Here is a 25,615-nt window from a genome sequence, read left to right as displayed (position 1 = left end):
GCCCCATTTCCCCCGCGCGCTCACTGGTCCTCCCCCGACCCGTCATCGGAGCCGCCCGACTGGGCAGGCTGACCCGACTGGCCGGACTGGCCCGGGGCGCTTCGGGGCGGCGGGGGCGAGTTCGGCTTCTTCGTGTCCTCGTCGAACGCCGGGTAGACCACCAAATCGGGGAAGGCATCCTCGACCGTGGGCGGGACGTACTCATTGAGGTCCCCCATCGACCCATCCGACGGACGGCACCCCGACTCATAGCGCATGGAGGAACGATCATCCGGGAAATAGTAGACCGACAACTCACCGCCATTGGCGGCATCCCCGCTACGCAGGATAAAAGACCCGTCCTTCTGCACATCCCCCCTCGTCCCCTTGTACAACGGCAACACCGACAAATACTGCGACGCAGCGGCCTCGACGTCCCTGTCCGTCAAAGACGAGATGAATAACCGCTCGGTCCCGAACGCCCACCCCTCCTCCTTACCGGGCCCCCGATCAGTGCACGCGTTGAAGTAACGCCGCCCATTGACCCCGATCACACCCTCCTTCTCAGCGAGGGCGCGCACGAACCGCGCCATCGCGGGCTCCACCGTGCGCAAATACTCCTCAATCGACTCACGCTGCGCAAAAGGCGTCTCCGCCCGCGGCACACCCAACGCCTCCTGCGGAGTCTGCGACCGCGGAACCAACCCGCACCCCGACACCAACAGAACCACACACACAAGAACACCAGCAGCCCTGGCGAACACACAGCCACTCATTTCACACCTACCACGACACGGCAGACGTCATCGAACGCCTTGTTGCGCTCCCCCGGCTTGGGCGGGGCGAAGTAGGAGGAGTGGTTCGCGACAGGCCACGAAGGCTGAGGATCGTACCCCTGTGCCCCCGTGGCGTCCCCCGACAGGTGCTGGATGCCCTCCAGCTGCTCAGGATTCCGTCCGAAGGTCACATCCGGACCCATCCCCTGCACCATGTCGCCCTCGGGCACGGCGGAGACCCACACGTGGGAGGGATCGACCCCCAGCGCCCCCACCGTATACGCAGCGCTGCCCGGGGACCCCAGGTAGATGTGGTCGTCCACAACCCCCTCGCCCATCTGCCGCATCGCGAAACCGGCGGTGGTGGACCCGTAGGAGTGGGACACACTGGTCAAATGCAACGAACCTCCCTGCTCATCGCGCCACGAGCGCACACCCGTGAGGAACCCCGCCAAACGGTCCGCCCCCGCGCGTGCCTTCTCCGTACCGGCCACATCCGTGTCCCAGGTCTTCGTGATGTCCGTCGGGGCGTCGTAGTTCAACCACGCCACTACAGCGACATCGGACTTATCAATTTTTGCTTGATCCGCAGCATTCGCGCGCATGCGGTCGGCGACATCCACGTAGTTGTCCAGCGACTCGCGCACATTGGTGCCCATGCCCGGGGTGAAGTTCGCGACGTGCTGGGCGTGGTCCACATCCCCCACAGCCACAGCCGCCTTCACCTGCTCCCCCGACGTGTCCAAGGCGAGCAAGGACAAGGGAGTCCCATCCTCCCCGGCACCTTTGCGCAGCCGCTCGTCAATCTTCTGCAGGTCGGCCAGATCCCTCCCGGCGCGGTCCCGCTCCGCCTTGAGGGCCATGGCCTCGTCACTGAACAGGCCGTGCGCGCCCACGCAATCGTCGTACGCGGCCTGCGCCTGGTCGAACTTGTCCTGCGCCTGCTGCAACAGGCCCGTGCTCCCCAACCGGATACTGGCGTTCCCGCCCGTGTCGTAGCCGTACAGGGCCATCCGGTTCGCCTTGTCCCGCGACGCCATGTCGATCCCGTCCAGGTTGCCGTACTTCAAAGGATCGCGTTCGATGCACGCCTGGCGCTCCGCATCGGTCAGGGCGCCCCACCACGCGCTCACCTCCGACGGGGACCACGACTCATCCGCGTCGTCGGGCAGTCCCGGGGACGCCGAGTGGCGCCCCTCCTTCGGACCGTTCTGCTCGAACCTGTCCTCGGCCAACTCCTGCAGTTTCCTGCGCAACTCCTCGTCCACCTTGCGGGCGACCGACAGAGCATCAGCAATGCACATTTGCAAGTCGGAGTACTTACCCTGCAGAACAGCTGCCTTTCCGTATCTCACCGCATCACTCAAATCGACGTAAGGAATGCTGACGCTGCCGTCGTCGTAGATGGTGCAGCCGATCTCCTCGGAGATCTCCAACGCGCTCTTCACCTTCGCCTCGACCACGCGGACGCCGTCAATGGCCTCCGCGCACGCCAGCATGTACGCGCTGATCGCGTTGACCGCATGATCCAGCTCGTCCTGCACACGCGACAGGGCCTGCCGCATAGCGTCGATCGCCAACCCCTGGGACGCGATCCGGCTGTAATGGGCCTCCAACTCCTGCACTTGCTCCCTGGCCGCCTTCCTCGCAGCCGAGGCGTCGTCCTGGACCGTCTCGATGTGCGCCGCGCGCCAGAGCACGACATCACTCCAAGCGACCATCAGTTCACCCCCGAAGAGTTGGCAATGTTCTGGAACGCCACAGTGTTGGCGTCCTCCGTGGCTACGAATTGCGCGATGGTCTCGCCGACGTTGGACGAATAATCCCGCAGGGCCTCGACAACGCCCTCGACCAGCCCGTCGATCGTGTCACACGCCCCCATCACCACGGACGCGCTACCGCTGCCGACCATCCCGGCGGGCAGGTACCCCGCCGTGTCCCCCACGCGCACCTGCGCCAACCCGTCGGCCACCGCGTCGACCCCACTGTGCAACCTTTCCAGGTCGCCCGCTTCCACATAGACGTCCGTCATTGCGTTCTCCCTTCCTCGTTGTTGGATGTTAATCGCACCAGGTGGCCGCTCACCACACCGCGCGAAGACCGGGGCCCGGCACACGCCGGACGCCCCGCGCCCACTCGTTTCATTCGCGGCGGTGGTAGCGCGGCGAAGTGCCCAGCGCGGAACGGTCGGCGTGGCCCCGCGCCACGTTCTCCTGCACGCCCCGGTACACGTAGGACGGGTCGTTGTCGAACACGGTCTCCGTCCCCAGCAGCCCATCGCGGTAATCCGCCACCGTCTCCCAACTGGGCTCCTCACCGGGGAACTTGTCCATCACAGGACTCTCATCGGCGAACCCCGACGGATCAGTGTCGATCAGCCCCGGGAAATTCACCAGTGCCTGCCCCGTTGGCCCCACCGTCGCAGTGCCCACCACCGACTGCGCCACCTGTGCCCCACTCGCACCCGGCCACACCTGCATCGCCACCGCGATCATCCCCGCGACAATAGGAGCCGCGAACGACGTGCCCGGACCCGTCACCACCTGCCCCGATCCCAGATCGTGGTACTGGAAGTCCTCCACCGGCGCCAGCACGGTCAACCCGCGCCCGTAATTCGAGTACGCCGATATGCGCCCACCCAGATCCGACGCCCCCACGCCCACAGTCCCATTCATCGACGCATAAGAAACAACAGGATCCTTGGAGCCGTAGTTCCCAGTGCCCACTACCACAACAACACCCCGGGCGACCGCCCCCGCCACAGCCTCACGCAAAGCATCATTGAGGTATCCCGCCAAAGAAATAGAAATTATCCTCACCCCATCGGCCACAGCCGCATTGATCGCACCTCCAACGGAAGACCCGCTCCCGCAGTTGGACGAATCATCGCCCTCACCAGGGATCGCGTAGTTGATGATCTGGGCGTCGCGCGCCAGCCCGTAGCCCCGGGCCGCCAGGATCGACACCACCGCGCTCCCATGGGAACGGTGCACGTCGGAGGTGGTGAAGTCGCACATCTGCTTCACCGTGACATCCGCGCCCGCCAACTCCGGCAACGACGTGTCCGCAGGTCTGTCGATCACCCCGATCCGCACGCCTTTGCCCGTAAGCCCCCGCGCCACCGCGTTGTCAACACCCAGCACGCCCACATACGCCTGCGTCATGATCTCCTCGACGCCCCACGCGGGCACCCGCCCCCCGCACACCACCGCCGCCACGACGGCGAACACCGCCCCCACGCGGAGCACACCACTCCCGCCAGGGGGGAACCTCCACGCACTCACCGCTCCCACTCCTCCCAATCGATCTCGAACTCCACACCATCATCAGCAGAACCCGGCCCATGGGCAGGATCCCACACAGGCTCGTGGCACTCCTCCACCTCCCAGTCCAGGCCGTCGACCACCTGCTCCTCGTCTTCCTCCTCGTCCTCATCAGCGCGCCCACGGTCCCGCGCCCCGCGTCCGCGACTGTCCTCCCCCGCCGCCATCGGCGCGAAAGGCACCCCGGGAACGAAACCCGGCTGCCCGCCGCTGCCCGCTGCCCCAGCCCGAGCGGCCCCGGCCGCCGCCCCAACCGAGGCGGACAGGACCCCGCCCACACCGGTACCCGAGATCAGCCCGCGCGCGCTCGCCATGGCCGAACCCGCCCCCAAAGGCCCCGAAGCGAAAGCACCACGGGCCGCCCGCCTGGACGCATCCACCACCTCAGAGGGGATCCGGTAGGCCGGATCCCAACGCGGATCCGAGGCGCGGTCCGCAAACGGGGGCACGTACCCGCCCACCAGGCCGTTGGGCGTCACCTCCACATTCATCGGTCGCCCCTGCAACCCCACGCCCTCCAAATCACCCACCGCCACACGCGCCGGAGCGTCCTGGGGCAGGCCCGGACGCGCGAACCCCTCCGACGCCCACTCCTCACCAGGAAGCACCCCGCCAGCGGCAGAGGACCACGCACCGCCAACAGCCGGAGCACCAAGACCGCCCTCCGCAGGCCCACCCCCAACAGCACCACCGACACCGCCGAGCCCGTAGCCGGATCCGGACGGATCCGTTCCCTGCGGCCCGGAAGACGCAGACCGCACTGGGGCAGTCGTGCTAGGAGGAGCAATGTTAGAGTCGCGCTCAGCTACTTTCTGGATCGCTTTGGCGTGCCCGTCCAGCTCCTGGTTGAACACGGTGAGCATCACCTGGCACGTCGCCTCGCGCAGGACATTGCGCTCCCGCTCCAACGCCGCGAAGTACGTGTCCATCGTCGCATGCGCCAATGTCCCCAGGACAGGAACCTGCGCCACCTGCGCCCCGTACAAGACCTGCCACGCCATCTCAGCGGGAGTCAACAGCGTCTGGGCCACGTTCGTCTCGAACGCCTCCTTCGTCCGCGTCATCGACTCCCTGGCCCGCCGCTGCGCCTCGTACCCATCCACCAAACGCGCCCGCGCCGCACCCAACCGAGCGCACAGATCCCCCACCCGCTCATCAATGGCGTCGCGCACCAACTGCGAATGGAAGCCATTCCCCTTCCCATACGCCTTCACGCGCTCCACGCAGGCGTCAATGCGCGCCAACGCCGCCTCGTACGCCTGATCCTGCTCCGCATCGGAATAATCCAGATCCGCGACCAAACGCAAACGATCGAAGAACCCACTCACATGCTTGGTCGAACCACTCATCGCGCTTCCCCTTTCCTGATCACTGACTCGTTGAACCAACCGAACGCCGCGCCAGCGCGCTCAGTCCCCGCCGGAGCCAACAGCCCCATAACCGCCCCCGCCGGACCCGGCCGACGCACTAGCGTCCTGCGGGGAGGCACTGCCCGCCGCCTGCGCGCCGGACTGCCCCTGCGCGTCCGCCATGGACCTGAAAGCAGCGGCGATCGCCTCCTCGTCCTCCAGGTAACTGGAAACCACCTGCTGCGAGGCGCTGATCATTCGCTCCAACTCCCGACCGCACTCGTCCAGATCACTGTTGACCGCACCCAACAGCCGCGCGAACGCCGAATTAACCCGCAACGCCGCCCTTTCGAACCCCCAGCGCACCGCCGTCTGCCTCACACCGATCTCTTCGAGACCGCTACTGCACGCGTCCGCCAGATCCCCCGTCCCCCAAGACGCGGCCACGCGCGCTTGCTCCTCCAAATCCGGATCAACACCACCAACACCGTCCATGCCAGCGCCTCTTTCCACGTTGAAACCACTCCAGCGCCCGCCGCGCTGACGGGCAAGCACCCCCAATCTACTCACTGCGCTCCGGCGACTGAACCCCATCCCACATACCGGATGAATACAACACAAAGTCTCGGAATTATACCGTCGCACGCACGAGCGCTCCACAGCCCAGGCCCCCACTGGGCCGGATACGCGCCACCGCCGCCGCCCACACGAATGCGGGCAGTGGCGGTGGCGCGGCGGCTCCCCTCCGGCGGACGCGGCCGGCCCCGTCCGCCGCCACGGGGTCAGGCCCGGGCCCCCTCGACCGCCGCCTTGAACCAGCCGGTGATGGACGTGGGGTGCGTGATGCCCGTGCCGACGATGACGGCGAAAGCGCCCGCACCGATGGCCGCCGCGGCGTCCCCGGGCGTGTGGACGCGGCCCTCGCAGATCACCGGCACACCGGGGAACTCCTGGACGATGCCGGCCAGCAGCTCCAAGTCCGGACCCTCGGTCTTCCCGCGGTCCCCCGTGTAGCCCGCCAGCGTCGTCGAGACGATGTCGGAACCCGCCTCGACGGCGCGCCTGGCGTCCTCCAAGGACCCGCAGTCCGCCATGACCAGGGCCCCTTCCCGCTTCAACTCGGTGACGGTCTGGGCGTAGTCGCGCCCGTCGGCGCGGGGGCGGTCGGTGGCGTCGATGGCGACGACGTCCGCGCCCGCCATCACGCACGCCCGCGCGTGGCGCAGGCTCGGGGTGATGTAGACGCCGTCGTGCCCCTCCTTCCACAGGCCGATGACGGGCACCTGCACGCGGCCCTTGATGGCCGAGATGTCCGACAGCCCCTGGCAGCGGATCGCGGCGGCGCCTCCGATCTCAGCGGCGCGCGCGATCTGCGCCATCGTCTCGGGGTGGCGCATGGGCTCGCCGGGGTACGCCTGCACGGAAACGATCAAACGGCCGCGCAGCGAAGCGATCAACGGATGTGTCATGGTTTTCTCCCTTCCACGATTGGCCTTGCGGCCACTATTGCTCACGTGACAAGAACTCGAGGGCGGCCCCCAGCAGGGGGGCGTCTCCCCCCAGGGCGCCGGGCAGCAGGGGGACGCCGGCCAAGGGCGTCATCGCCCCCGCCGCGTAACCCAGCCGGAGCGCATCCCACCAGCGCGGACCCGACTTGGTCATCGATCCCGACAGGACGACGGCACCGGGATCGACGCAGTTCGACAACGAGGCGACGGCCTCGCCCAGGGCGTAGCCAGAGCGCTCGAAGCACGTGGCCGCCAGGGCGTTGCCGCCATCGGCCAGCTCCTGCAGGCCCCGCCCGTCGCGGGCCTGCGGGTCGGCGCCGCCGCGCAGGGAGTTGTACCACCGGACGATGCCCGAACCCGAGCAGAACGCCTCGATGTGGCCCGAGCGCCCGCAGGAGCACTCCATGTCCGGCGCGAAATGGTGGTGGACGTGCCCGAAGTGGCCCGCGATGTGGTGGTCGCCCTGGAACACCGACCCGTGGTGGACCAGCGCGCCCCCCAGCCCGGTCCCCACCGCGAAGGACAGGACGGTCCCGAAGCCGCGCCCGGCCCCCAGGACCGCCTCGCCCAGGCCGTGGGCGTGCACGTCGTTGAGGACGGCCACCGGACGGCCCGTCGCCTCCGCGAGCGCGGCCCCCAGGGGCGTGCCCGCCCAGCCCGGCATCGTGCCAGTGGCCGAGACGATGGCGCCCGAGGCGGGATCGACCACTCCGGCGCTGGCCACGCCGACCCCGTCGACGCCCGGGTTGTCCGCGACGAGGCGCCGGGCCAGTTCCGTGACGCGGCGCGCCACCTCGGGGCCGCCCTCCCAGGCCGAAGTGGGGACCGAGCCCCGCTGGGAGGCGCTGAGGCGGCGCGCGCGGACCCGGACCAGGCCCCACGCCACCTTCGTCCCCCCTATGTCGAGGGCGAGCAGCTGGCGCCCGGCGGGCCCCCGCGCGCCCTCGTCCTCAAGTTCCCACGGCCCCCGTGCGGACGGGGCGACTCCATTGGCCTCCATCACGGCCTCCTCCTCGTGCTCCCGGTGCGGGGGGCGCCGCCCCCCGCACCGGCCCCGTCAACCGGCCAGCAGCCCCGTGCCCCGGAGCACCGAGGCGACCCACTCGACGTTGTCGCCCTCCAGGGCGGCGACCGGGCGGGGCATCTCGTTGGTGTCGAACACGCCCAGGAGCATCATGGCCGTCTTGAAGGCGCCGATCCCTGCGCCGAAGCCCTGGACGCCCTTCACCTGGACGATCCGCATGAGCTCGGCCAGGCGGTCCTGCTCGGCGCGCACGGCCTCCCAGTCGCGGCGCTCGTAGGCCTGCCACTGGCGCACGTAGCCGTGGGGGTCGACGTTGCCCAGACCGGGCACCGAGCCGTCGGCGCCCGACATGTAGGCGCCGTCGACGACGACCTCGTGGCCGGTGAGCAGGCGCAGGGGGTGCCCGGCCGCCTCGTTGGCCAGGGACAGCCACCGGAAGGAGACGTCGTCGCCGGAGGAGTCCTTGACGCCGGCGAGGACGCCGTCACGGCCCAGGCGCAGCAGCAGGTCGGGGGACAGCTTCGTGTGCACGCACACGGGGATGTCGTAGGCCCACAGCTCCAATCCGGTGTTCTCCGCCAGGAGGCGGAAGTGGCGCTCGACCTCGGCCTCGCCGCCGAGGGCGTAGAAGGGAGCGGTGGCCACGACGCCCGTCGCGCCGGAGTCCTCGGCGCGGCGGATGTGCTCGATGACCCTTTCCGTCTCCGTGTCGATGACGCCCGCCAGGACGGGGACGCGCCCGTCGACGACGCGGAGGGCCTCGGCGAGGACCTGGTCGCGCCGCGCGTCGGTGGAGAAGGCGACCTCTCCCGACGACCCGGACACGAAGAGCCCGTGGACACCGGCGTCGATCATGCGGTTGATGTGGCGCTCCAGGGAGGCGGTGTCGAGCGCCCCGTCCTTGAGCGGGATGGCGAGCGGCGGAACGACGCCGCGGATCTGCGATTTCATTTCATTCCTTCGTGTGGGGTGGGTGGAGCGGCGGGGGAGGGCCCCCGGAGCTCCCGGGTGCGGGTCTCGTGCGGCGTCACTTGGCGCTCACACCGAGCAGCTGCAGGCCTGTGGCGGCGATGGGGCTGAAGTCGGCCACCTTGCCCGGCTTGTAGGCCGTGAGCATCTTGCGGTGGAACAGGGGGTAGATGACGGCCTGCTCCGCCAGCAGATCCTGGGCCTGGCCCCACTTGGCGAGCGCGGCGGGGTCGTCGGGCTCCAGCTGCACCGTCTCCTCGACGATGCCCTGGAAGGACCGGAAGGCGTCGGGCGCGGTCTTCGCCCAGGAGTCGCGCTTCTGGGTCCAGATGTTGTCGCCGTTCCACCAGGACATGATGATGCCGGGGTCCATGCCGAACACGGACGGGTCGCCGGGGGCCATGACGATGTCGTAGCCGGGCTCGTCGACGTCGGTCGCGCTGGTGTAGGGGTCGGCGAGGGGGTCGACCTTGACGGTCAGGCCGAGGGCCTCCAGGTCCGCCTTCACCTGCGGGACGAGGTTGGCGATCCACGGGTGGTCGGTGGTGGTGAGGGTGATCTCGGTTCCCACGGCGCCCGCGTCGGCCAGCTGCTTCTTGGCCGCCTGCGGGTCGTGGCCCAGGTCGGTGGCGGGCTTCTTGTGGGCGGGGCTGGACTCGGGCAGGAAGGACGTGGCGACGACGGCCTGGCCCTCCATCGGGCCGTCGACCAGCTTCTGGCGGTCGATGGCCCTGAGGACCGCCTGGCGCACCTCGGGCTTGTCGAAGGGGGCCTTCGTGGTGTTGAACATGAGGAAGGGGTTGTTGTACCCGGGGACCGCCTCGACGGCCCACCCACTCGCCCTGAGCTGGTGGACGGCGCTGGCGGGGACGGCCTCCATGATGTCCACCGTGCCGCCGATGGCCGCGGACAGGCGCGCGGAGTCGTCCTTGAGGACGTGCCAGCGGATCCTGGCGGCGGTGGCGGGCACCGACCCGTTGTACTGGTCGTTGGGGACGGCGGTGACCTCGGTCGGCGAGATGCTCTCGTACTTGTAGGGGCCCGAGCCGACCGGCTGAGCCTTGAGCGCGTCCGCGTCCATGGAGGCGGGGGCGACGCGCACGTTGGTGAAGCGGTCCTTGAGCATTGAGAAGGGGTGCTTCAGCTTGATGGTGACCGTGGCGCTGTCCTTGGCGGTGACGGAGTCGACGAAGGTGAAGAACTGCTTGTAGACGGAGGTGGGGTCCACGGCCCTCTCGTAGGAGGCGACGACGTCGTTGGCCGTGACCGCGTTCCCGTCGGAGAACTTCGCCCCGTCGCGCAGGGCGACCTCGTACTCGGTGGCGGAGACCTCCACGGGATCCCCCTTGGCCAGGGCTGGCCGCACCGAGTAGTCGACCATGTCGAAGGCGTAGAGCCCCTCCAGCACGTGCCAGTTGGTGCCCAGCGCCAGGGCCGATGTGGTGACCGGCCCGTAGTCGGTGGTCGCGTAGGCGACGCCGACGTTGATTTCGCCGGTGGGCCCCGCACCGCTAGTCTGAGGCGTGGACGAAGTCTGTCCGCCACCGCAGGCAGTGAGCACCAGTGCCGCCGCCGCGACGGCCGCACCCGATGCGAGGGACTTGCGGATTCGCAATTTTCTCTCCTCATCTTCGAGAAAGGTGGATGTGCGGTGTTCCCGCTCCGTTAGGATGATCGTATGTTGTCAGACAAATCAACGCAAGCCATAGAGGCCGCAATCTCGTCGATACGGTTGCAGAACGATAACGCGCCTGCGGCCGACACGCGCTCCACCGCGACGATGGACGCGATCAAGGCCTACATCCTGCAGCACGGCCTGCGCGCCGGCGACCGCCTGCCCACCGAGGCGTCCCTGTGCGCCGACCTCGGCGTGTCGCGCTCCTCCGTGCGCGAGGCCCTGCGCAAACTCGAGGCCCTCGACATCGTCACAGTGCGGCAGGGCTCGGGCTCCTACGTCGGCACCATGTCCCTGCAGCCCCTGGTCGAGACACTGGTCCTGCGCTCCGCCCTCGACGAGATCAACGGGATCCAGTCCCTGCGCTCGATCATCGACACCCGGCGCGCCCTGGACCTCGGCATCGCCCCCGGGCTCCTGGCCGCCATGAAGGGCAAGCGCGACCCCCGGCTGTGGGACCTCGCCGACGCTATGCGCGCCAAGGCGCGAGCGGGCAGGACATCACTGGCCGAGGACATCGCCTTCCACTCCGCCCTGCTCGAGTCCCTGCACAACCCCCTGATGTCGCAGCTCGTCTCGGCGATGTGGCTGATCTACCAGGCGCTCGCCCCGCAACTGGAGACGGCCAGCGAGGAGCACCTCCTGGCCAGCGCCGAGGCGCACGCGGCGATCCTGCGCGCCTGCGAGTCGGGGGACGTCAACGCCTACAAGGAGGCCATCGAGGACCACTACCTCCCGCTCCTGTCCCTCATCGGCGCCGCGCCCGCGGCCCACGGCCCGGGCCCCTCGCCCCGGCGCCGCGGACACAGCCGGGGGGCCGACGAGCAGGCGCAGGGGGAATGAGATGCCCCACATCCCGCCTATAAGAAGAACCCCGAGGAGATCACTCCTCGGGGCGGCGGGCGACGCGCTCAGCGGGTCTCGCGGTGGCGCGTCGACTTCCTGCAGCGCGGGCAGAACTTCGCCAGCTCGAGCCTGTCGGGCGTGTTGCGGCGGTTCTTCTTCGTGATGTAGTTGCGCTCCTTGCACTCCGAGCACGCCAGAGTGATCTTGGGGCGAACGTCCTGGGACTTGCTTGCCACGGTACTTCCCTCGTTTGCTGTTGGTGTCGCGAGCGACCTGTCGGTTATCGGTAGCGGGGGCGGGGCTCGAACCCGCGACCTCACGATTATGAGTCGTGCGCTCTGACCAGCTGAGCTACCCCGCCGCAGCGGTCGCGGCCTGGGCCGCGACCAGAGCCCCGAAAGGGAATCGAACCCTTGACCTTCTCCTTACCATGGAGACGCTCTGCCTACTGAGCTATCGGGGCAACGCCGGAAACTCTATCCCAAGGCGGACGCTGCGGGCAATCCGATTCCCTGAGAAGGAACTCACACGCGCCTCCCGGCGGCTGGCCGCCGGGAGAGTGGCAGGTGAGGGATTCGAACCCCCGAAGCACGAAGCGTCTGATTTACAGTCAGATCCATTTGGCCGCTTTGGTAACCTGCCGTGCGCCGTTTTGCGGTGCCGTGGAAGAATAGCACCAAAGGTCCCCGCAACGCCAATCGGCACGGGGAACGGCAGGATTCCAATGAAAGGCGCCACCATGGCAGACTCCTCCTTCGACATCGTCTCCACCCTCGACCGCCAAGAGGTCGACAACGCCGTCAACCAGACCGCCAAGGAGATCGCCAACCGCTACGACTTCCGGGGCGTCGACGCCTCCATCGCCCTGTCCGCCGACTCGATCACTATGACGGCGAACTCGGCCTCCCGGGTCCTGGCGGTCCTCGACGTGCTCCAGAGCAAGCTCATCCGCAGGGGCCTGTCCCTCAAGGTCCTCGACTACGCGGGCCGCGAACCCAAGGCCTCGGGCAAGCTCTTCACGCTCACGTGCCCCCTCAAGGAGGGGATCCCCCAGGACACCGCGAAGAAGATCGCCAAACTCATCCGCGACGAGGGCCCCAAGGGCGTCAAGCCCCAGATCCAGGGCGACGCGCTCCGGGTGTCCTCGAAGTCCCGCGACGACCTGCAGGCCGTGATCGCCCTGCTCAAGGGCCCCGACGGGGACGCCTTCGACGTCGCCCTCCAGTTCGTCAACTACCGCTGAGACGGCGGGCGCCGACGGCGCTAGTAGCCCGCCATCCGCTCCAGGCGGGCGATGCGCTCCTCCATCGGCGGATGGGTGGAGAACAGGTTCGCCAGCCCCCCGGCGCGGAAGGGGTTCGCGATCATCATGGCCGCGACGTTCTGGTTCGCCGGGGTCGGCGCCATGGGCACGCGGTCCGTCGCCGCCTCCAGCTTGCGCAGCGCCGAGGCGAGGGCCAGGGGATCGTGGGTGAGCTCAGCTCCGTCCTCGTCGGCGTCGTACTCGCGCGTGCGCGACAGCGAGAACTGGATGAGAGCGGCGGCGATGGGGGCCAGCAGCGCGATCGCGATGGCGCCGAGGAAGCCGAGGCCCCCCTCCTCGCCGTCCCTGCGCGAACCGCCGCCGAAGAACATGAGGAACTGGGCGATGGACATGACGATCCCCGCCATGGCCGCCGCCACGGACGAGGTCAGGATGTCCCGGTTGTAGACGTGCATGAGCTCGTGCCCCAGCACGCCGCGCAGCTCCCGCTCCCCCAGGATCTCCAAGATCCCCTCCGTGCAGCACACCGCGGCGTGCTCTGGATCGCGCCCCGTCGCGAAGGCGTTCGGCGTGCGCGTGGGAGCCACCCAGATCGTCGGCATCGGCTGCCCGGCCCGCTCGGCCAGTTCGCGGACGATGGCGTGGAGGACGGGCTGCTCGGCCTCGCCCACCTGGTAGGCGTCCATCGAGCGCAGCGCGACCGACGCCGAGTTCCAGTAGGAGAACCCCGTCTGGACGAGGCCGATGGCCGCGAACACGAAGATCCAGAGCCGGTTGCCGGTGCCCGCCGCGATGGCGGCGCCGACGGCGAGCAGCAGGGCCCACATTCCTCCGAGCAACAGGACTGTCTTCAGTCCGTTGTGATAACTCCGGTGGGTCATGCGCGACAGTCTACGGAGGTTACCTGTAAAGCTCCTGGGAGAACCCGGGTACCCTGCTGGAATCCCCGGCGCCGGCCCGCAGGGCCCGCCCGGGGCGCCGGCGCCCGACCACCGCCCCGGACCCTCGCCGAGGGCCAGCCGGGCGCTCAGTGGCGCCGTCCCGGCCCCGTGTAGTCCTCGAAGCGCTCGGGGGCAGTGGGCACGCCCATCTCCCCCATCTGCCCGATGAGGTCCGCCCCCGCGGGATCCACGTCGCGGCCCCGCGAGATGTCCGTCATGGCGCGCCGGGACACCACCTTGACGCGCTCGCGCAGCCCGCGCCCGCCGGGGAGTTCGCCGTAGGCCTTCCCGAGCGCCTGCTCGTAGGCGTCCAGCAGCTCCCAGCCCTCCCATGTGGTGTACTCGATGCCGCGCTCCTCCAGCAGGGCGACCATCGCCTCGTGGCCGACGGCCCGCGTGGCGGCGTGCAGGCGCCCCTCGCCCGCGTCCTCCACGAGGTGGGCGATGGTCTGCTGCGCGTCGGACTTCGTGGAGCCGATCAGGCCCACGGGGCCGCGCTTGATCCACCCGGTCGCGTAGACGCCGGGGATCACGGGGGCGGACTGGTCCTTCGTGGTCGCCGAGTCGATGACGCGGCCCTCCACGTTCGGCACGACGCCCGCCCGCGTGTCGAAGGGCAGGCCCCGGATCGGCGACGAGTAGTAGCCGACCGCGCGGTACACGGCCTGCACGGGCCACGTCGTGATGACGCCCGTGCCCGACACCGTGCCGTCGCCGTTGAGCTGCGTGCGCTCGGTGCGCAGCGCCTTGACGTGCCCGTTGCCATCGGCGACGACCTCCACGGGCGACTGGAAGAGGTGGATGTGGATGCGCCGCGACGCCGTGCGCTCCTCCGGGTCCGCCATCGCGTAGTTCGTGAGCGTCTTGACCACTTGGCGCTGCTGGTTGGACTCGCGCAGCGCCCGCTGCGAGCCCTCGTCGAAGTCGAAGTCCTCCTCCGAGACGATGACGTCCACGTCGGGGACCTTGCCCAGCTCGCGCAGCTCCAGCGGCGTGAACTTCACCTGGGCGGGGCCGCGACGGCCGAAGACGTGGACATCGGTGACCGGGTTCTCGGCCAGCGCCTTGGCGACGTTGGCGGGGACCTCGGTGCGCAGCATGTCGGGGGCGTGCTTGGCCAGGACGCGGGAGATGTCCAGGGCCACGTTGCCGACGCCGATCACAGCGACCTCCTTGGCCTCCAACGGCCAGGTGCGCGGGTAGTCGGGGTTGCCGTCGTACCAGGACACGAAGTCCGCGGCGCCGTAGGACTCGGGCAGGCCGATGCCGGGGATCGGCAGGGGCGCGTCCCTGTCGGCGCCCGTGGCGATGATGATCGCGTCGTAGTGGTCGCGCAGATCCTCGATGGTGATGTCGCGGCCGACCTCGACGTTGCCCAGCAGGCGGATGTCCCCGCGCTGGAGGATCTTGTACAGGGCGACGATGATCTGCTTGATGCGCGGGTGGTCGGGGGCGACCCCGTAGCGGACCAGCCCGTAGGGCGCGGGAAGGCGCTCGAACAGGTCGATGCTCACCTCGAGCCCCGACTTCGCCAGGATGTCGGACGCGTAGATTCCAGCGGGGCCGGCGCCGATGACGGCAACGTTGAGTGGGGCCACCCCAGTTCCTCCTTCTGTGTTCCCAGGGCACAGCGCCCGGGGGAGCCGCGCCCCGGTGCGGGCGCGCGGCGGGCGCGCCGTTGGGCGCCCCACGCAAGTGTATCCACCGGGGAGGGGGGCGGGCCCATCTGAGACGAGCCCCACTCGTTCTCAGGCGAGCCTGTCCACCATCAGGTGCGCGAAAGCGACCAGCGCGGTCTTCGGCTCTCCCTTGGGCAGCGCCTCGAGGCAGTCGATGGCGCCGGCGGCCCAGGCGCGCGCCAGGGAGCGGGTCTCGTCGAGCACGTCGTGGACGCGCAGCATCGACACCACGTCGCCCAGCGCCTCGTCGGAGGACAGATCCGAGCCCAGGCCCTCCAGGATGCGCCTGCCCGCGTCGTCAAGGCCGCCCTCCGCCTCGCGCCTGCGCAGCAGCAGCACCGGCAGCGTGTCCACGCCCTCGCGCAGATCCGTTCCCGGTGTCTTGCCCGACTGGCCCCCCGAGGACGCCAGATCCAGGACGTCGTCGGCGATCTGGAACGCCACTCCCACCCGTTCGCCGAACTCGGCGACCACGTCGCCCACGAAGGCCCCCGCGTCAGAGAGCAGCGCCCCGAAGGCGGCCGCCGACGACACCAGGGACCCCGTCTTGTCGGCCAGGACGCGCAGGTAGAACTCCACGGGATCCTCCCCGGGAGCCGGGCCGAAGGTCTCGTTCAGCTGCCCCGTGCACAGGCGCTCGAAAGTCACGGCGTGGCGCGTGACCATCTCCGGGCCCAGCGCGGCGACCAGCGCCGACGCCCTCGCGAAGAGGACGTCCCCCGCCAGGATCGCCCTGTTGTTCCCCCACAGCCGCTGGGCGGAGGGCACGCCCCGGCGTGTGGGCGCCGAATCCATGACGTCGTCGTGGTACAGGGACGCCAGGTGCGTGAGCTCCACAGCCGTGGCACCCGTGATGACGCGCTCGCCGAGCGCCAGTTCGGGGCGCCCCAGCTGGGCGCACACCAGGGTGAGCAGCGGGCGCAGCCGCTTGCCCCCCGCCGCCGACAAGTGGGCGGTCAGCTCGTCGACGAGGTCCCGGGACGAGGAGACCGCCCCGGCCAGCTGGCGCTCAACGGCCTCGAGCCCCGGGGAGATCCGGGACTCGAGGCCGGGAACATGGAGATCTGCTGCTGAAACGCTCACGGAAGAAGTATGACGATCTTCGACAGCTGGGACAAGACGGGGCCCGGGAACACGCCGAGTGCGATGGTCGCCACAGCGCAGACCGCGACCGCGATCCCCGTCAGGCCCTCGCTGCGCACCACTACCGCGTCCCCCTCCGGCTCGGTGAAGAACATGAGGCGCACCAGGCGGAAGTAGTAGAAGGCCGTGACCGCCGAGGCGACCAGGGCCACGGCGACCAGCCAGGCCAGCCCCCCGGCGGCCCCGTCGGAGAAGACCACGAATTTGCCGATGAAACCGCCCGTGAGCGGGATGCCCGCGAAGGAGAGCAGGAACACCAGCATGGAGGCCGCCACCCACGGGTTCGTGCGCCCCAGGCCCGCCCAGCGCGACAACTGGTTGGCCTCGCCCCCCACCGCGCCGTCCTGGTCGCGCGTGCGCACCAGCGTCACGACGCCGAAGGCGCCGACTGTGGCCAGGCCGTAGGACAGCACGTAGAGCAGCACATGGCCGGAACTGCCCTTGACCAGGGAGAACACGCCGATGAGGATGAACCCGGCGTGGGCGATCGACGAGAAGGCGAGCATCCTCTTCACGTCCGACTGGACGAGTCCGACGAAGGTGCCCACCACGATGGTGGCGGCTGCGACCGCCAGGAACACGGGGAGCAGATCCCACGACAACAGGCCCGCCACCACCTGGTAGAAGCGGAGCACCGCCCCGAACGCCGCCACCTTCACGGCCGCCGCCATGAACCCGGTGACGGGCGTGGGCGCGCCGGTGTACACGTCGGGGGCCCACGCGTGGAAGGGCGCCGCGCCCACCTTGAACAGCAGGCCGATCATGACGCACAGGACGCCGATGAGGACCAGGCGGTCCATCGCCACGGAGGCGCCGATCGCCTGGGCCAGGGCCGAGATCGTCAGGGAGTTCGACGCGCCGAAGAGCAGGGCCGCTCCCATGAGCATGAACGCCGAGGAGAAGGCGCCCAGGACGAAGTACTTGAGCGCCGCCTCGTGGGACAGCTGCCTGCGCCTGCGGGCGGTGGCCGCGAGCACGTACAGCGGCAGCGACATGACCTCCAGGGCGACGAAGAGCGCCACGAAGTTGTCCGCCGCCGGGAACACCATCATGCCGCCCAACGAGAACAGGGCCAGGGGGAAGACCTCGGAGCGCTGGTAGCCCTTCGCCTCGGACAGCTCCTCGGCGGCCGAGCCCGGGCGGTCGGAGGGCTGGGCCGCGAAGGACCCGTCCCCCACCCGCGTGCGGTCGGCCATGACCAGGACCGACAGGAAGCCGATGATTGCCAGGACGAACTGCGCGCCCACGGTCAGCGGATCCTCGATGTACTCCCCCAACGAGGCGGGGGCCGCCAGCACGGTGGTCCACCGCAGCGCCAGGACGGCCGCCGCGGCGCCGGTGGCGAAAAGGGCGAGGCCGATGACGATGGGCCGGCGGGCGCGCACGGGGGCGAAGGCCTCGACCAGCACGCTCAGCACGGCAGTGCCCAGGACGATGAGGACGGGCACCAGCGCCGCCCACCGGACGTCGGGGGCGGAGAAGGCTGCTTGGGGCAGGAGGATCACTTGGAGCTCCCTTCGGGAGAAGCGGAGGCGGTCGGCGCCGGGGAGCCCAGGGCCGCGTCATTGGCGATGGGGGTGAGCGCCGAGACCAGCGGGGCGCTCCAGATGCCCAGGACCAGCATCGCGGCGACGACGGGGGCCATGACTGCCCTCTCGCGCCCGCCGAGGTCGCTCAGGCCCTCCTTCCCCTTGGCGGGGGCGCCCGTGAACACCCGCTGGTAGGGCATGAGCACGTACATGGCGGCGATGACGACGCCGAGGACCGCGAAGAGGGCGGCCGCGGCGCTGACGCGCCACGTCCCCATCAGGACCAGGTACTCGGGCACGAAGCCCGACAGGCCGGGCAGCGCGATGGAGGCCAGGCCGGCGGTCAGCCACAGCCCCGCCAGGACGGGCGCGACGCGCTGCATCCCGGCGTACTCGCGCATGTCCTGGGTGCCGCCCCGGCGCGACAGCCACCCGGACAGCCAGAACATCGCGGCGATGGACACCCCGTGGGCGACCATGTAGAACATCGCCCCCACCAGCGCGGTCTCGGAGCCGATGAAGACGCCGAGCACCATGAAACCGAAGTGGGACACCGAGGTGTAGGACACCAGGCGCATGATGTCGTTCTGCCCGTTGGCGGCCAGGCCGCCCCAGATGATGGACACGACGGCCAGGGCCACCATCGCCCACCTGGCGGAGGCGGAGGGCCCGGGCAGCATCCGCAGGCACAGGACGATCATCCCGTAGGTGCCGATCTTGTCGAGGACTCCGACCAGCAGCACCGACGTCCCGGGCCGGGCCACGGCGGCCGTGTCGGGCAGCCACGTGTGGACGGGCACCATCGGCGCCTTGATGGCGAAGGCCACCATGAAGGTCGCGAAGACGAGGGCCTGGGCGCCCTGGGGCAGCGACTGGGACACCTGGGCGAGCGTGTCGAAGCGGAAGAAGAGCTCACGGGAGCCGGGCGCGGGGGCCGTCGCCCACAGGGCGACGACGCCGCCCAGCATGACGAGCCCGCCGAAGAGCGAGTAGAGGAGGAACTTCATGGCGGCCCTGTGGCGCTCCGCCTCCCCGCCCACCCCGTAGCGGCCGATCATGAGGTACAGGGGCACCAGCATCGCCTCGAAGGCGAAGTAGAAGACCGCGAGGTCCCACGCCGTGAAGATCACGACCATGAAGGACTCGAGCGCGAGCACCAGGGCGGGGTAGGCCCCCTGGTCGGCGGACTCCTCCTCGTCCCACCCGGCGACGAGCACCAGGGGGACCAGCGCGGTGGCGAGCAGCACCATGACGAGGGACAGCGCGCTCACGGACAGGGACCAGCTGATGCCCAGCTGGGGGATCCACGTGAAGGAGTCGGTGACCTGGTACGAGGCGGGGGCCGACCAGTCGAAGCGCGTGGCCGCGACGACCAGCGCGAGGACCAGCTCGGCTGCGGACACGGCGAGGGCGACGGCCCTGCCCGCCGAGCGCCGCAGCGCGGGGACGAGGCCCAGCAGGGCGGCGCCCAGGGCCGGGAGGGCGACCATCGCGGTCAGCCAGGGGAACTGTGAGGCTTCCATTGCGTTTTCCATTGTTCGTGATCCCCTTCAGAGCCTGAACGCCAGGACGAGCGCCACCGCGGCCACCGCTCCCGCGAGGATGTACGAGGCGTAGGCGCGCACGAAGCCGTTCTGCGTGGCGCCGACGAGCTTCCCGACGCCCTGGCAGGCGCGCCCGGCGCCCGTGAGCGCCCCGTCGATGACGGCGGAGTCGCCCACCGTGGCCACGGCGACGAGCCCCTTGGACGGCGCCATGAAGAGCGCCTCGTTGACGGTGTCCTGGTAGAGGTCGCGGCGCGCCGCCTCGGTGAGGGCGTTGCCCGCGGGGACGGAGGCGGGGACCTGGGCGGCGCCGTACTTGCGCCACGCGATCCACGCGCCGACCAGGACGAGGACCAGGGTGGCGCCCTGCAGGGCGTACTCGCCCACGACGGGTTCGCCGTGCTCGACGGGGCCGATGGCGGGCTCCAACCACGTGGTGAAGAAGTCGCCGACGGACAGGGCCGCGCCGATCACGACGGCCCCGACGGCCAGGACGACCATGGGGATGGTCATGAGGGGGCCGGACTCGTGGGGGCGCACGGGGCTCCCCTCGGCCTCGGTGGTCCAGCGCGCCTTGCCGTGGAAGGTCATGAAGAACAGGCGCGACATGTAGAACGCGGTGACGCCGGCGCCCACCAGGGCGACGGTGCCGAACACCCAGGGCGCCCACGGCGCCTCCGAGCCGCCGAAGGAATGGATCGAGAACGCGGCCTCGATGATCTTGTCCTTCGACCAGAACCCGGACAGGGGCGGCACCCCCAGGATGGCCAGCCAGCCCATCATGAAGGTGAGCCACGTGACCTTCATGGCGCCGCGCAGGGCGCCGAAGCGCCGCATGTTCACCTGGTCGCCCATGCCGTGCATGACCGAGCCCGCGCCCAGGAACATCAGGGCCTTGAAGAAGCCGTGGGTGAACAGGTGGAAGACGGCGAAGGCCCAGCCGATGGGCCCCAGGCCCGCGCCGAGCATCATGTAGCCGATCTGGCTCATAGTGGAGGCGGCCAGGACCTTCTTCATGTCGTCCTTGGCCGAGCCGACGACGGCGCCGAAGAGCAGGGTGACGGCGCCGACGACGACCACTGCCGCCGCGGCCGCCGGGGCGGCCGTGAAGACCGCGCCGGAGCGCACGACCAGGTAGACGCCCGCGGTGACCATGGTGGCCGCGTGGATGAGGGCCGACACGGGGGTCGGGCCCGCCATGGCGTCGCCCAGCCAGGCCTGCAGGGGGAACTGCGCGGACTTGCCGCAGGCCGCGACCAGCAGGAAGAGGCCGATGACGGTGGCCTGGGCCTGCCCGGCCCCGCCCACCCGGGCGCTGACCTCGGCGTAGGAGACGGACGAGAAGTTCGCGACCATCGCCATCATGGCGATGAGCATCCCGATATCGCCCACGCGGTTCATGATGAACGCCTTCTTGGCGGCCACGGCGTTGGCGGGGACGTGGTTCCAGAACCCGATGAGCAGGTACGAGGCCAGGCCCACGCCCTCCCAGCCCACGAAGAGGCCCGCGTAGGAGTCGGCGAGGACCAGGACGAGCATCGCCGCGATGAAGAGGTTGAGGTAGGCGAAGAAGCGGCGCCTCGCCCCGTCGTGGGCCATGTAGGCGATGGCGTACACGTGGATGAGGGAGCCCACGAAGGTCACCAGGATGACGAAGGTGAGGGAGAGCGGGTCGACCAGCAGCCCGAAGTCCACCGTGAAGTCCCCGGCGGGGATCCAGGTGAAGAGCGTCTGGGAGGAGCGCCTCGACGACGGGTCGGAGCCGAGCATCTGGGCCGCCACGGCCGCGCCGATCCCGAAGGACGCCCACGAGGCAGCGGTGGCCAGCCAGTGCCCCCAGGAATCGGCGGCTCGGCCCAGGAGCAGCAGCAGGCCCGCGCTGACCAGGGGGACCAGGATCATCAGGGGCGCCAGCGACGCGGCCCCCGTGGCGGACGCGGGCGCGGCGGCGGGCAGGAGGAACGGTGTCATGGTGGTGCCCTCCTTCAGTGCTTGAGCAGGTTGGCGTCGTCCACGCTGGTCGTGGCGCGCGAACGGTAGATGGACACGATGATGGACAGGCCGACGACGACCTCGGCGGCTGCGACCACCATGACGAAGAACGCCATGATCTGCCCGTCGATGTTCGACCCGATGCGCGAGAAGGCGACGAGCACCAGGTTCGCGGAGTTGAGCATGAGCTCGACGCCCATGAGGGAGATCACCGCGGAGCGGCGCACGAGGACCACGACGGCGCCGATGGCGAACAGGACCGCCGCGAGGACGAGGTACCAGGCTAGGCTCACTTTGCTTCCTCCTGGGTGGCTGCCCCGTCGCTGCGGCGGGGCTTGGGCTGGTTGAGTCCGGTGGGGGCGGCGGGCCCGGGCATGCCCCACGAGCCGGAGCGGCCGACATCGGCGGGGCCGACGGCCCCGAAGGGCGAATCGCCCTGCCCGTCGGAGCGCGCCAGGGCCAGGGCCTGGGCGACCTCCCTGTCGACCTCGCCGATGGAGCGCTCCAGGCCGCGCACGCGCAGCACGCGGGGGACGGACTCCTCGACGGGGCCCAGTGTCTCGCCGGAGACGGCGGGTACGTCGGCCGCGTTGGAGCGGGCGTACACGCCGGGGGCGGGCAGTTGGCCGATGCGGCGGCCGGTCTGGGCGAAGGCGCGCATCTTGGAGCGCGCGGTCTGCGCCTGGTCGGCCTTGGGCACGAGGCGGTCCGAATGGGTGAGCACCATGGCGCCCAGGGCGGCGGTGATGAGCAGGCCCCCGGCCAGTTCCATCGACAGCCAGTGGCGTTCGAAGAGCATGACCGCCAGGTCCGTGATGGGGGCGTTCGAGTACGGGTCCACGGGCGCGGCCGTGCGGGCGTCGGCGGTGGAGTGGACCACGGCGGCCGTCACGCACACCGCCAGGCCCAGGCCGCCCAGGACGGCGGCGATGATCCTGCCGCGCCCCTGCAGGGCGTAGTCGTCGGACTCGCCGATGCCGATGAGCATGATGACGAAGAGGAAGAGCATCATGATCGCGCCCGTGTAGACGACGATCTGCGCGACTCCCAGGAAGGGGGCGTTGTTGGCGATGTACAGGACCGCCAGGCCCAGCATCACCCCGACCATGCACACGGCGGAGTGGGCGGCCTTCTTGAAGAAGAGGACGCCCAGGGCGCAGGCGACCATGAAGACCGCGGTGCACGCGAACAGGACCGCCTCTCCCACGGAGCCCATGGCGGGCCAGCCTTGCAGCAGGTTCATCATCCGTCCTCTCCCACGAGCGCCCGCGCGCCCGGCAGGCTGGGGTCGTCGGGGCGCCGGCTCCCCACCCAGTCGATCTGCTCGGGCACGGGCCCGTCGACTTCTCCACGGTAGTAGTCGCCATCGGACTTCCCCGGGACCATCGGGTGGGGCGTCGAGAGCATCCCCTCCGACAGGGGGACCAGCAGGTCGTCCTTGACGTAGATGTCGTCCTCGCGCGTGTACTCGGCCAGCTCGAACTCGTTGGTCATCGTCAGCGCCCGAGTCGGGCACGCCTCGATGCACATCCCGCAGAAGATGCAGCGCAAGTAGTTGATCTCGTAGACGCGGCCGTAGCGCTCGCCCGCGGAGTACTGCTCGTCGGGCGTGTTGGAGGCGGCCTCGACGAAGATGGCGTCCGCGGGGCACGCCCAGGCGCAGAGCTCGCAGCCGACGCACTTCTCGAGGCCGTCGGCGTAGCGGTTGAGCTGGTGGCGGCCGTGGAAGCGCGGCATGACGCGCGCCTCCTCGCGCGGGTACTGCTCGGTGACGGTGGGCCGGAAGAACGACGAGAGGGTCACGCCGTACCCGGCCATGGGCGCCACGAAGCGCCCGATGGGGCCCTTGGGGTCGTGCTCGAAGAGCATCTGCTCGTCGTCGGCGGGCTTCTTCTTACTCATCGGAACCCTCCTCGTGGGGGCTTGCCGGGCTGGTGCCCCCGGCTGCGGCAGCGGCTGCGCGCCCGGCGCGCGGCGAGGCGACGGGGCTCTGCCCCGGCAGCGGCGGGACGGGGAAGCCGTCCGCGAAGCCCGTGTACTCCTCGTCGGCCGGGTCGTGGGCGGGCTCCTCGCCGGGGTCGGTGACCCAGATGACGACCAGGGCGATCAGGAAGACGACGGCGACCGAGCCGTAGAGCACGGGGGCGGACACCGTGACGAACTGGGTGAGGCCGCGCACCAGGGCGACCATGACGAGCCACGCCAGGGCGATGGGCATCAGCCACTTCCACCCCAGGGCCATGAACTGGTCGTAACGGAAGCGCAGCAGTGTGGCCCGTGTCCAGATGAGCAGGAACATGAAGAACCACATCTTGAGGAAGAACCAGACCATGCCCATCCACCCGGAGGCGAGGAACTCCACCTGGGACAGCGGCCAGGGGGCGTGCCAGCCCCCCAGGAACATGGTGGTCGCCACAGCGGAGACGTTGAGCATGTTCACGTACTCGGACAGGTAGTACCAGCCGAACTTCATGGACGAGTACTCGGTCATGTGCCCGGCCACCAGCTCGCCCTCGGCCTCGGGCAGGTCGAAGGGGAGGCGGTTGACCTCGCCGGTGGCGGAGACGCAGTAGATGACGAAGGCGGGGAACAGGGTGAACACCCACCAGTACTGGCCCTGCGCGGCGACGATCTGCGAGGTGGACATCGTGCCCGACATGAGGAACACGGAGACCAGGGACAGCCCCATCGCCAGCTCGTAGGAGATCACCTGGGCGCTGGAGCGGACGGCGCCGTACAGGGGCAGCGTGGAGCGCGTGGACCAGCCGCCCAGGACGATGCCGTACAGGCCCAGCGACGCGATCGCCAGGATGTACAGGGTGGCGACCGGCATGTCGGCCAGTTGCAGCGGGGACGAGTGGCCGAACAGGCTCACGTTCGGGCCCATGGGGATCACGGCGAAGACGCTGAAGGCCGCGAACGCCGCGATGGCGGGGGCCAGGAAGTAGAGGAACCTCTCGGCCCGCCTGGTCCACATGTCCTCCTTGAACAGGAGCTTGACCGCGTCGGCGAAGGCCTGGAACAGGCCCAGGGGGCCCGCCACGTTGGGGCCCGGGCGGGTCTGCATGCGCCCCAGGCCGCGCCGCTCCACCCACAGGGCGAGCAGGACGTTGAGGATGAGGAAGACGATGATGAAGACCGCTTTGATGAGGGACAGCCACCAGGTCTCTTCGCTGAAATCCGCTGCGGTGTAGTGAGCGGCCGCGGGGGCGAGGGCGCTCATCGGGCAACCTCCTGACTGGCGCTGAGCGTCACGACGGCGCCGGGCGCGCCGAGGGACTCGTGGACGATGGAACCGCTGGAGCACTCGGGCACCCACACGACGCGGTCGGGCAGGTCGTCGGCGACGGCGGGGAGCGTGAGGGAGCCGCGGCCGGTGGTGAGCGTGAGCGGCTGCCCGTCCGCCGCTCCCACGGCGGCCAGCGTGGCGGCCGAGGCACGGGCGACGGGGGTGCGCGCCGCCCCGGCCAAGCCAGGGCGCGCCGTCCTGGAGGCGGCCCGCGTCCAGCATCGGCTTGTGCGCGGCCAGGACGGCCTGGCCCTCGCCGACTCCGGGCACGGGCGGGGCGCCGACGGGGGCGAAGGCCTCGCGGGCGCCCTCCCAGTCCATCAGCGGGTTGGCCTCCGCGTAGAGGTCGGACAGGGCCGTGATCCCCAGGTCGGCGTCGAACTCCTCCGCCAGGCGCACCAGGACGTCGCGGTCGGTGAGGGAGCGCGCGGAGACGGCCTGGCCGAAGGGCCGCAGGCGGCCCTCCCAGTTGATGAAGGTCCCGTTCTTCTCGATGGGCGGGGCCACGGGGAGGACCACGTCGGCCAGGCGCGTCACCTCCGAGGAGCGGACCTCGAGGCTCACCACGAAGGGGGTGGCCGCGATGGCGGCGCGCACGGCGTCCGGGTCGGCGAAGTCGCGCACGTCGACGCCCCCGACTACCAGGGCGCCCAGGTCGCCCCGGGCGGCGGCGGCCAGCATGCCGTCGGCGTCGAGGCCCCGCTCGGAGGGGGCCCCCTCCCAGTCCAGGCCCGTCGCGGCGGCGCCGGCCAGGGGCCTGCCGAAGGGCGCGAGCCCGGGCAGCA

23 protein-coding genes, 3 tRNA genes and 1 pseudogene are annotated in these 25,615 nt (G+C 70.0%); 2 read left to right on the top strand and 25 right to left on the bottom strand.

Features of this window, described 5'->3' with window-relative positions; all coding sequences use genetic code 11:
• Positions 1-20: 20 nt before the first annotated feature.
• The 10 genes from BH719_RS08665 to BH719_RS08620 all read right to left on the bottom strand — a co-directional run bounded on the left by BH719_RS08665 (position 21) and on the right by BH719_RS08620 (position 10,543).
• On the bottom strand, positions 21-755 hold the full coding sequence (locus BH719_RS08665; protein ID WP_034255419.1) for a DUF4853 domain-containing protein: 735 nt from the start codon (positions 753-755) through the stop codon (positions 21-23).
• Positions 752-2,455 carry an alpha/beta hydrolase gene (locus BH719_RS08660; RefSeq protein WP_245683285.1) on the bottom strand — a complete coding sequence of 568 codons (1,704 nt, stop codon included), beginning with the start codon at positions 2,453-2,455 and terminating at the stop codon, positions 752-754. Before BH719_RS08660 ends, BH719_RS08665 begins: the two co-directional genes overlap by 4 nt.
• Positions 2,456-2,475: 20 nt before the next feature.
• Complete coding sequence (locus tag BH719_RS08655; protein WP_009744462.1) at positions 2,476-2,787, bottom strand: hypothetical protein; 312 nt, start codon at positions 2,785-2,787, stop codon at positions 2,476-2,478.
• Positions 2,788-2,896: 109 nt separating this feature from the next.
• A complete protein-coding gene (locus BH719_RS08650) occupies positions 2,897-4,039 on the bottom strand; it encodes a S8 family peptidase (protein ID WP_245683284.1) in 1,143 nt (380 codons plus the stop codon).
• Positions 4,036-5,427, bottom strand: coding sequence for a hypothetical protein (locus tag BH719_RS09760; RefSeq protein ID WP_009744460.1), 1,392 nt, complete (start codon positions 5,425-5,427; stop codon positions 4,036-4,038). Before BH719_RS09760 ends, BH719_RS08650 begins: the two co-directional genes overlap by 4 nt.
• A gap of 60 nt (positions 5,428-5,487) precedes the next feature.
• On the bottom strand, positions 5,488-5,922 hold the full coding sequence (locus tag BH719_RS08640; protein ID WP_009744459.1) for a hypothetical protein: 435 nt from the start codon (positions 5,920-5,922) through the stop codon (positions 5,488-5,490).
• Between the two features lie 287 nt (positions 5,923-6,209).
• Positions 6,210-6,896, bottom strand: a complete 687-nt coding sequence (locus tag BH719_RS08635) for an N-acetylmannosamine-6-phosphate 2-epimerase (RefSeq protein WP_009744458.1) — start codon at positions 6,894-6,896, stop codon at positions 6,210-6,212.
• 34 nt (positions 6,897-6,930) lie between these two features.
• On the bottom strand, positions 6,931-7,935 hold the full coding sequence (locus BH719_RS08630; RefSeq protein WP_009744457.1) for an ROK family protein: 1,005 nt from the start codon (positions 7,933-7,935) through the stop codon (positions 6,931-6,933).
• A gap of 57 nt (positions 7,936-7,992) precedes the next feature.
• A complete protein-coding gene (locus BH719_RS08625; RefSeq protein WP_009744456.1) occupies positions 7,993-8,910 on the bottom strand; it encodes a dihydrodipicolinate synthase family protein in 918 nt (305 codons plus the stop codon).
• A gap of 76 nt (positions 8,911-8,986) precedes the next feature.
• Positions 8,987-10,543, bottom strand: a complete 1,557-nt coding sequence (locus BH719_RS08620) for an ABC transporter substrate-binding protein (protein WP_009744455.1) — start codon at positions 10,541-10,543, stop codon at positions 8,987-8,989.
• A 63-nt stretch (positions 10,544-10,606) separates the two neighbouring features.
• On the opposite strand from BH719_RS08620, the gene BH719_RS08615 reads away from it, so the two are divergent.
• A complete protein-coding gene (locus BH719_RS08615) occupies positions 10,607-11,446 on the top strand; it encodes a FadR/GntR family transcriptional regulator (RefSeq protein ID WP_009744454.1) in 840 nt (279 codons plus the stop codon).
• 68 nt (positions 11,447-11,514) lie between these two features.
• Here the strand turns inward: BH719_RS08615 and rpmG are convergent, their stop codons facing one another.
• The 4 genes from rpmG to BH719_RS08595 all read right to left on the bottom strand — a co-directional run bounded on the left by rpmG (position 11,515) and on the right by BH719_RS08595 (position 12,091).
• Entirely contained in the window at positions 11,515-11,685 is a 171-nt protein-coding gene (rpmG, locus tag BH719_RS08610; RefSeq protein ID WP_005870485.1) for a 50S ribosomal protein L33, read from the bottom strand.
• Between the two features lie 51 nt (positions 11,686-11,736).
• Positions 11,737-11,810 (bottom strand) — tRNA-Met (locus BH719_RS08605).
• Between the two features lie 29 nt (positions 11,811-11,839).
• Positions 11,840-11,912: transfer RNA gene (locus BH719_RS08600), tRNA-Thr, on the bottom strand.
• A 97-nt stretch (positions 11,913-12,009) separates the two neighbouring features.
• Positions 12,010-12,091 (bottom strand) — tRNA-Tyr (locus tag BH719_RS08595).
• 97 nt (positions 12,092-12,188) lie between these two features.
• Between BH719_RS08595 and BH719_RS08590 the strand changes: the two genes are divergently transcribed.
• Positions 12,189-12,692, top strand: a complete 504-nt coding sequence (locus BH719_RS08590) for a YajQ family cyclic di-GMP-binding protein (protein WP_034255812.1) — start codon at positions 12,189-12,191, stop codon at positions 12,690-12,692.
• A 20-nt stretch (positions 12,693-12,712) separates the two neighbouring features.
• On the opposite strand, the gene htpX is transcribed toward BH719_RS08590, so the two are convergent.
• From htpX to BH719_RS10265, 11 genes and pseudogenes are all read right to left on the bottom strand, one after another.
• On the bottom strand, positions 12,713-13,594 hold the full coding sequence (gene htpX, locus BH719_RS08585; RefSeq protein WP_034255417.1) for a zinc metalloprotease HtpX: 882 nt from the start codon (positions 13,592-13,594) through the stop codon (positions 12,713-12,715).
• A gap of 146 nt (positions 13,595-13,740) precedes the next feature.
• Positions 13,741-15,252 (bottom strand): FAD-dependent oxidoreductase, encoded by a 1,512-nt coding sequence (locus BH719_RS08580; RefSeq protein WP_009744451.1) that lies wholly within the window; start codon positions 15,250-15,252, stop codon positions 13,741-13,743.
• A gap of 150 nt (positions 15,253-15,402) precedes the next feature.
• Positions 15,403-16,416, bottom strand: a complete 1,014-nt coding sequence (locus BH719_RS08575; protein ID WP_009744450.1) for a polyprenyl synthetase family protein — start codon at positions 16,414-16,416, stop codon at positions 15,403-15,405.
• Positions 16,413-17,981: an NADH-quinone oxidoreductase subunit NuoN gene (gene nuoN / locus BH719_RS08570; protein WP_009744449.1), complete on the bottom strand. Its 1,569-nt coding sequence runs from the start codon at positions 17,979-17,981 to the stop codon at positions 16,413-16,415. The genes BH719_RS08575 and nuoN overlap by 4 nt, the downstream gene beginning before the upstream one ends.
• Complete coding sequence (locus BH719_RS08565; protein ID WP_009744448.1) at positions 17,978-19,528, bottom strand: complex I subunit 4 family protein; 1,551 nt, start codon at positions 19,526-19,528, stop codon at positions 17,978-17,980. Before BH719_RS08565 ends, nuoN begins: the two co-directional genes overlap by 4 nt.
• 27 nt (positions 19,529-19,555) lie before the next feature.
• The gene (gene nuoL / locus BH719_RS08560) at positions 19,556-21,520 is read right to left on the bottom strand and encodes an NADH-quinone oxidoreductase subunit L (protein ID WP_009744447.1); all 1,965 of its coding nucleotides are present in this window, start codon (positions 21,518-21,520) and stop codon (positions 19,556-19,558) included.
• 14 nt (positions 21,521-21,534) lie between these two features.
• Positions 21,535-21,834 carry an NADH-quinone oxidoreductase subunit NuoK gene (gene nuoK, locus BH719_RS08555; protein WP_009744446.1) on the bottom strand — a complete coding sequence of 100 codons (300 nt, stop codon included), beginning with the start codon at positions 21,832-21,834 and terminating at the stop codon, positions 21,535-21,537.
• Positions 21,831-22,784, bottom strand: a complete 954-nt coding sequence (locus BH719_RS08550; RefSeq protein WP_034255415.1) for an NADH-quinone oxidoreductase subunit J — start codon at positions 22,782-22,784, stop codon at positions 21,831-21,833. The genes nuoK and BH719_RS08550 overlap by 4 nt, the downstream gene beginning before the upstream one ends.
• A complete protein-coding gene (gene nuoI, locus BH719_RS08545; RefSeq protein WP_009744444.1) occupies positions 22,784-23,443 on the bottom strand; it encodes an NADH-quinone oxidoreductase subunit NuoI in 660 nt (219 codons plus the stop codon). Before nuoI ends, BH719_RS08550 begins: the two co-directional genes overlap by 1 nt.
• Positions 23,436-24,764 carry an NADH-quinone oxidoreductase subunit NuoH gene (gene nuoH / locus BH719_RS09865; protein WP_034255413.1) on the bottom strand — a complete coding sequence of 443 codons (1,329 nt, stop codon included), beginning with the start codon at positions 24,762-24,764 and terminating at the stop codon, positions 23,436-23,438. The genes nuoI and nuoH overlap by 8 nt, the downstream gene beginning before the upstream one ends.
• Positions 24,761-25,615: pseudogene (locus BH719_RS10265) on the bottom strand (molybdopterin-dependent oxidoreductase); the annotation flags it as partial. The gene nuoH and the pseudogene BH719_RS10265, both read right to left, overlap by 4 nt.

Source organism: Pauljensenia hongkongensis (assembly GCF_001746855.1).
Classification (GTDB): Bacteria; Actinomycetota; Actinomycetes; order Actinomycetales; family Actinomycetaceae; genus Pauljensenia; species Pauljensenia hongkongensis.
Note: the sequence above shows the minus strand (reverse complement) of the source record. Positions and strands in the feature narration are given on the sequence as shown.

Bases quoted from the DNA above. Each gene is read 5' to 3' on its own strand.
- BH719_RS08655 (WP_009744462.1), bottom strand. From the start codon at position 2,787: ATGACGGACGTCTATGTGGAAGCGGGCGACCTGGAAAGGTTGCACAGT.
- nuoH (WP_034255413.1), bottom strand. From the start codon at position 24,764: ATGAGCGCCCTCGCCCCCGCGGCCGCTCACTACACCGCAGCGGATTTC.
- BH719_RS08640 (WP_009744459.1), bottom strand. From the start codon at position 5,922: ATGGACGGTGTTGGTGGTGTTGATCCGGATTTGGAGGAGCAAGCGCGC.
- nuoL (WP_009744447.1), bottom strand. From the start codon at position 21,520: ATGACACCGTTCCTCCTGCCCGCCGCCGCGCCCGCGTCCGCCACGGGG.
- BH719_RS08550 (WP_034255415.1), bottom strand. From the start codon at position 22,784: ATGAACCTGCTGCAAGGCTGGCCCGCCATGGGCTCCGTGGGAGAGGCG.
- BH719_RS08615 (WP_009744454.1), top strand. From the start codon at position 10,607: ATGTTGTCAGACAAATCAACGCAAGCCATAGAGGCCGCAATCTCGTCG.
- BH719_RS08630 (WP_009744457.1), bottom strand. From the start codon at position 7,935: ATGGAGGCCAATGGAGTCGCCCCGTCCGCACGGGGGCCGTGGGAACTT.
- nuoI (WP_009744444.1), bottom strand. From the start codon at position 23,443: ATGAGTAAGAAGAAGCCCGCCGACGACGAGCAGATGCTCTTCGAGCAC.
- BH719_RS08635 (WP_009744458.1), bottom strand. From the start codon at position 6,896: ATGACACATCCGTTGATCGCTTCGCTGCGCGGCCGTTTGATCGTTTCC.
- BH719_RS08625 (WP_009744456.1), bottom strand. From the start codon at position 8,910: ATGAAATCGCAGATCCGCGGCGTCGTTCCGCCGCTCGCCATCCCGCTC.
- BH719_RS08665 (WP_034255419.1), bottom strand. From the start codon at position 755: ATGAGTGGCTGTGTGTTCGCCAGGGCTGCTGGTGTTCTTGTGTGTGTG.
- BH719_RS08565 (WP_009744448.1), bottom strand. From the start codon at position 19,528: ATGGAAGCCTCACAGTTCCCCTGGCTGACCGCGATGGTCGCCCTCCCG.
- BH719_RS09760 (WP_009744460.1), bottom strand. From the start codon at position 5,427: ATGAGTGGTTCGACCAAGCATGTGAGTGGGTTCTTCGATCGTTTGCGT.
- htpX (WP_034255417.1), bottom strand. From the start codon at position 13,594: ATGACCCACCGGAGTTATCACAACGGACTGAAGACAGTCCTGTTGCTC.
- BH719_RS08590 (WP_034255812.1), top strand. From the start codon at position 12,189: ATGGCAGACTCCTCCTTCGACATCGTCTCCACCCTCGACCGCCAAGAG.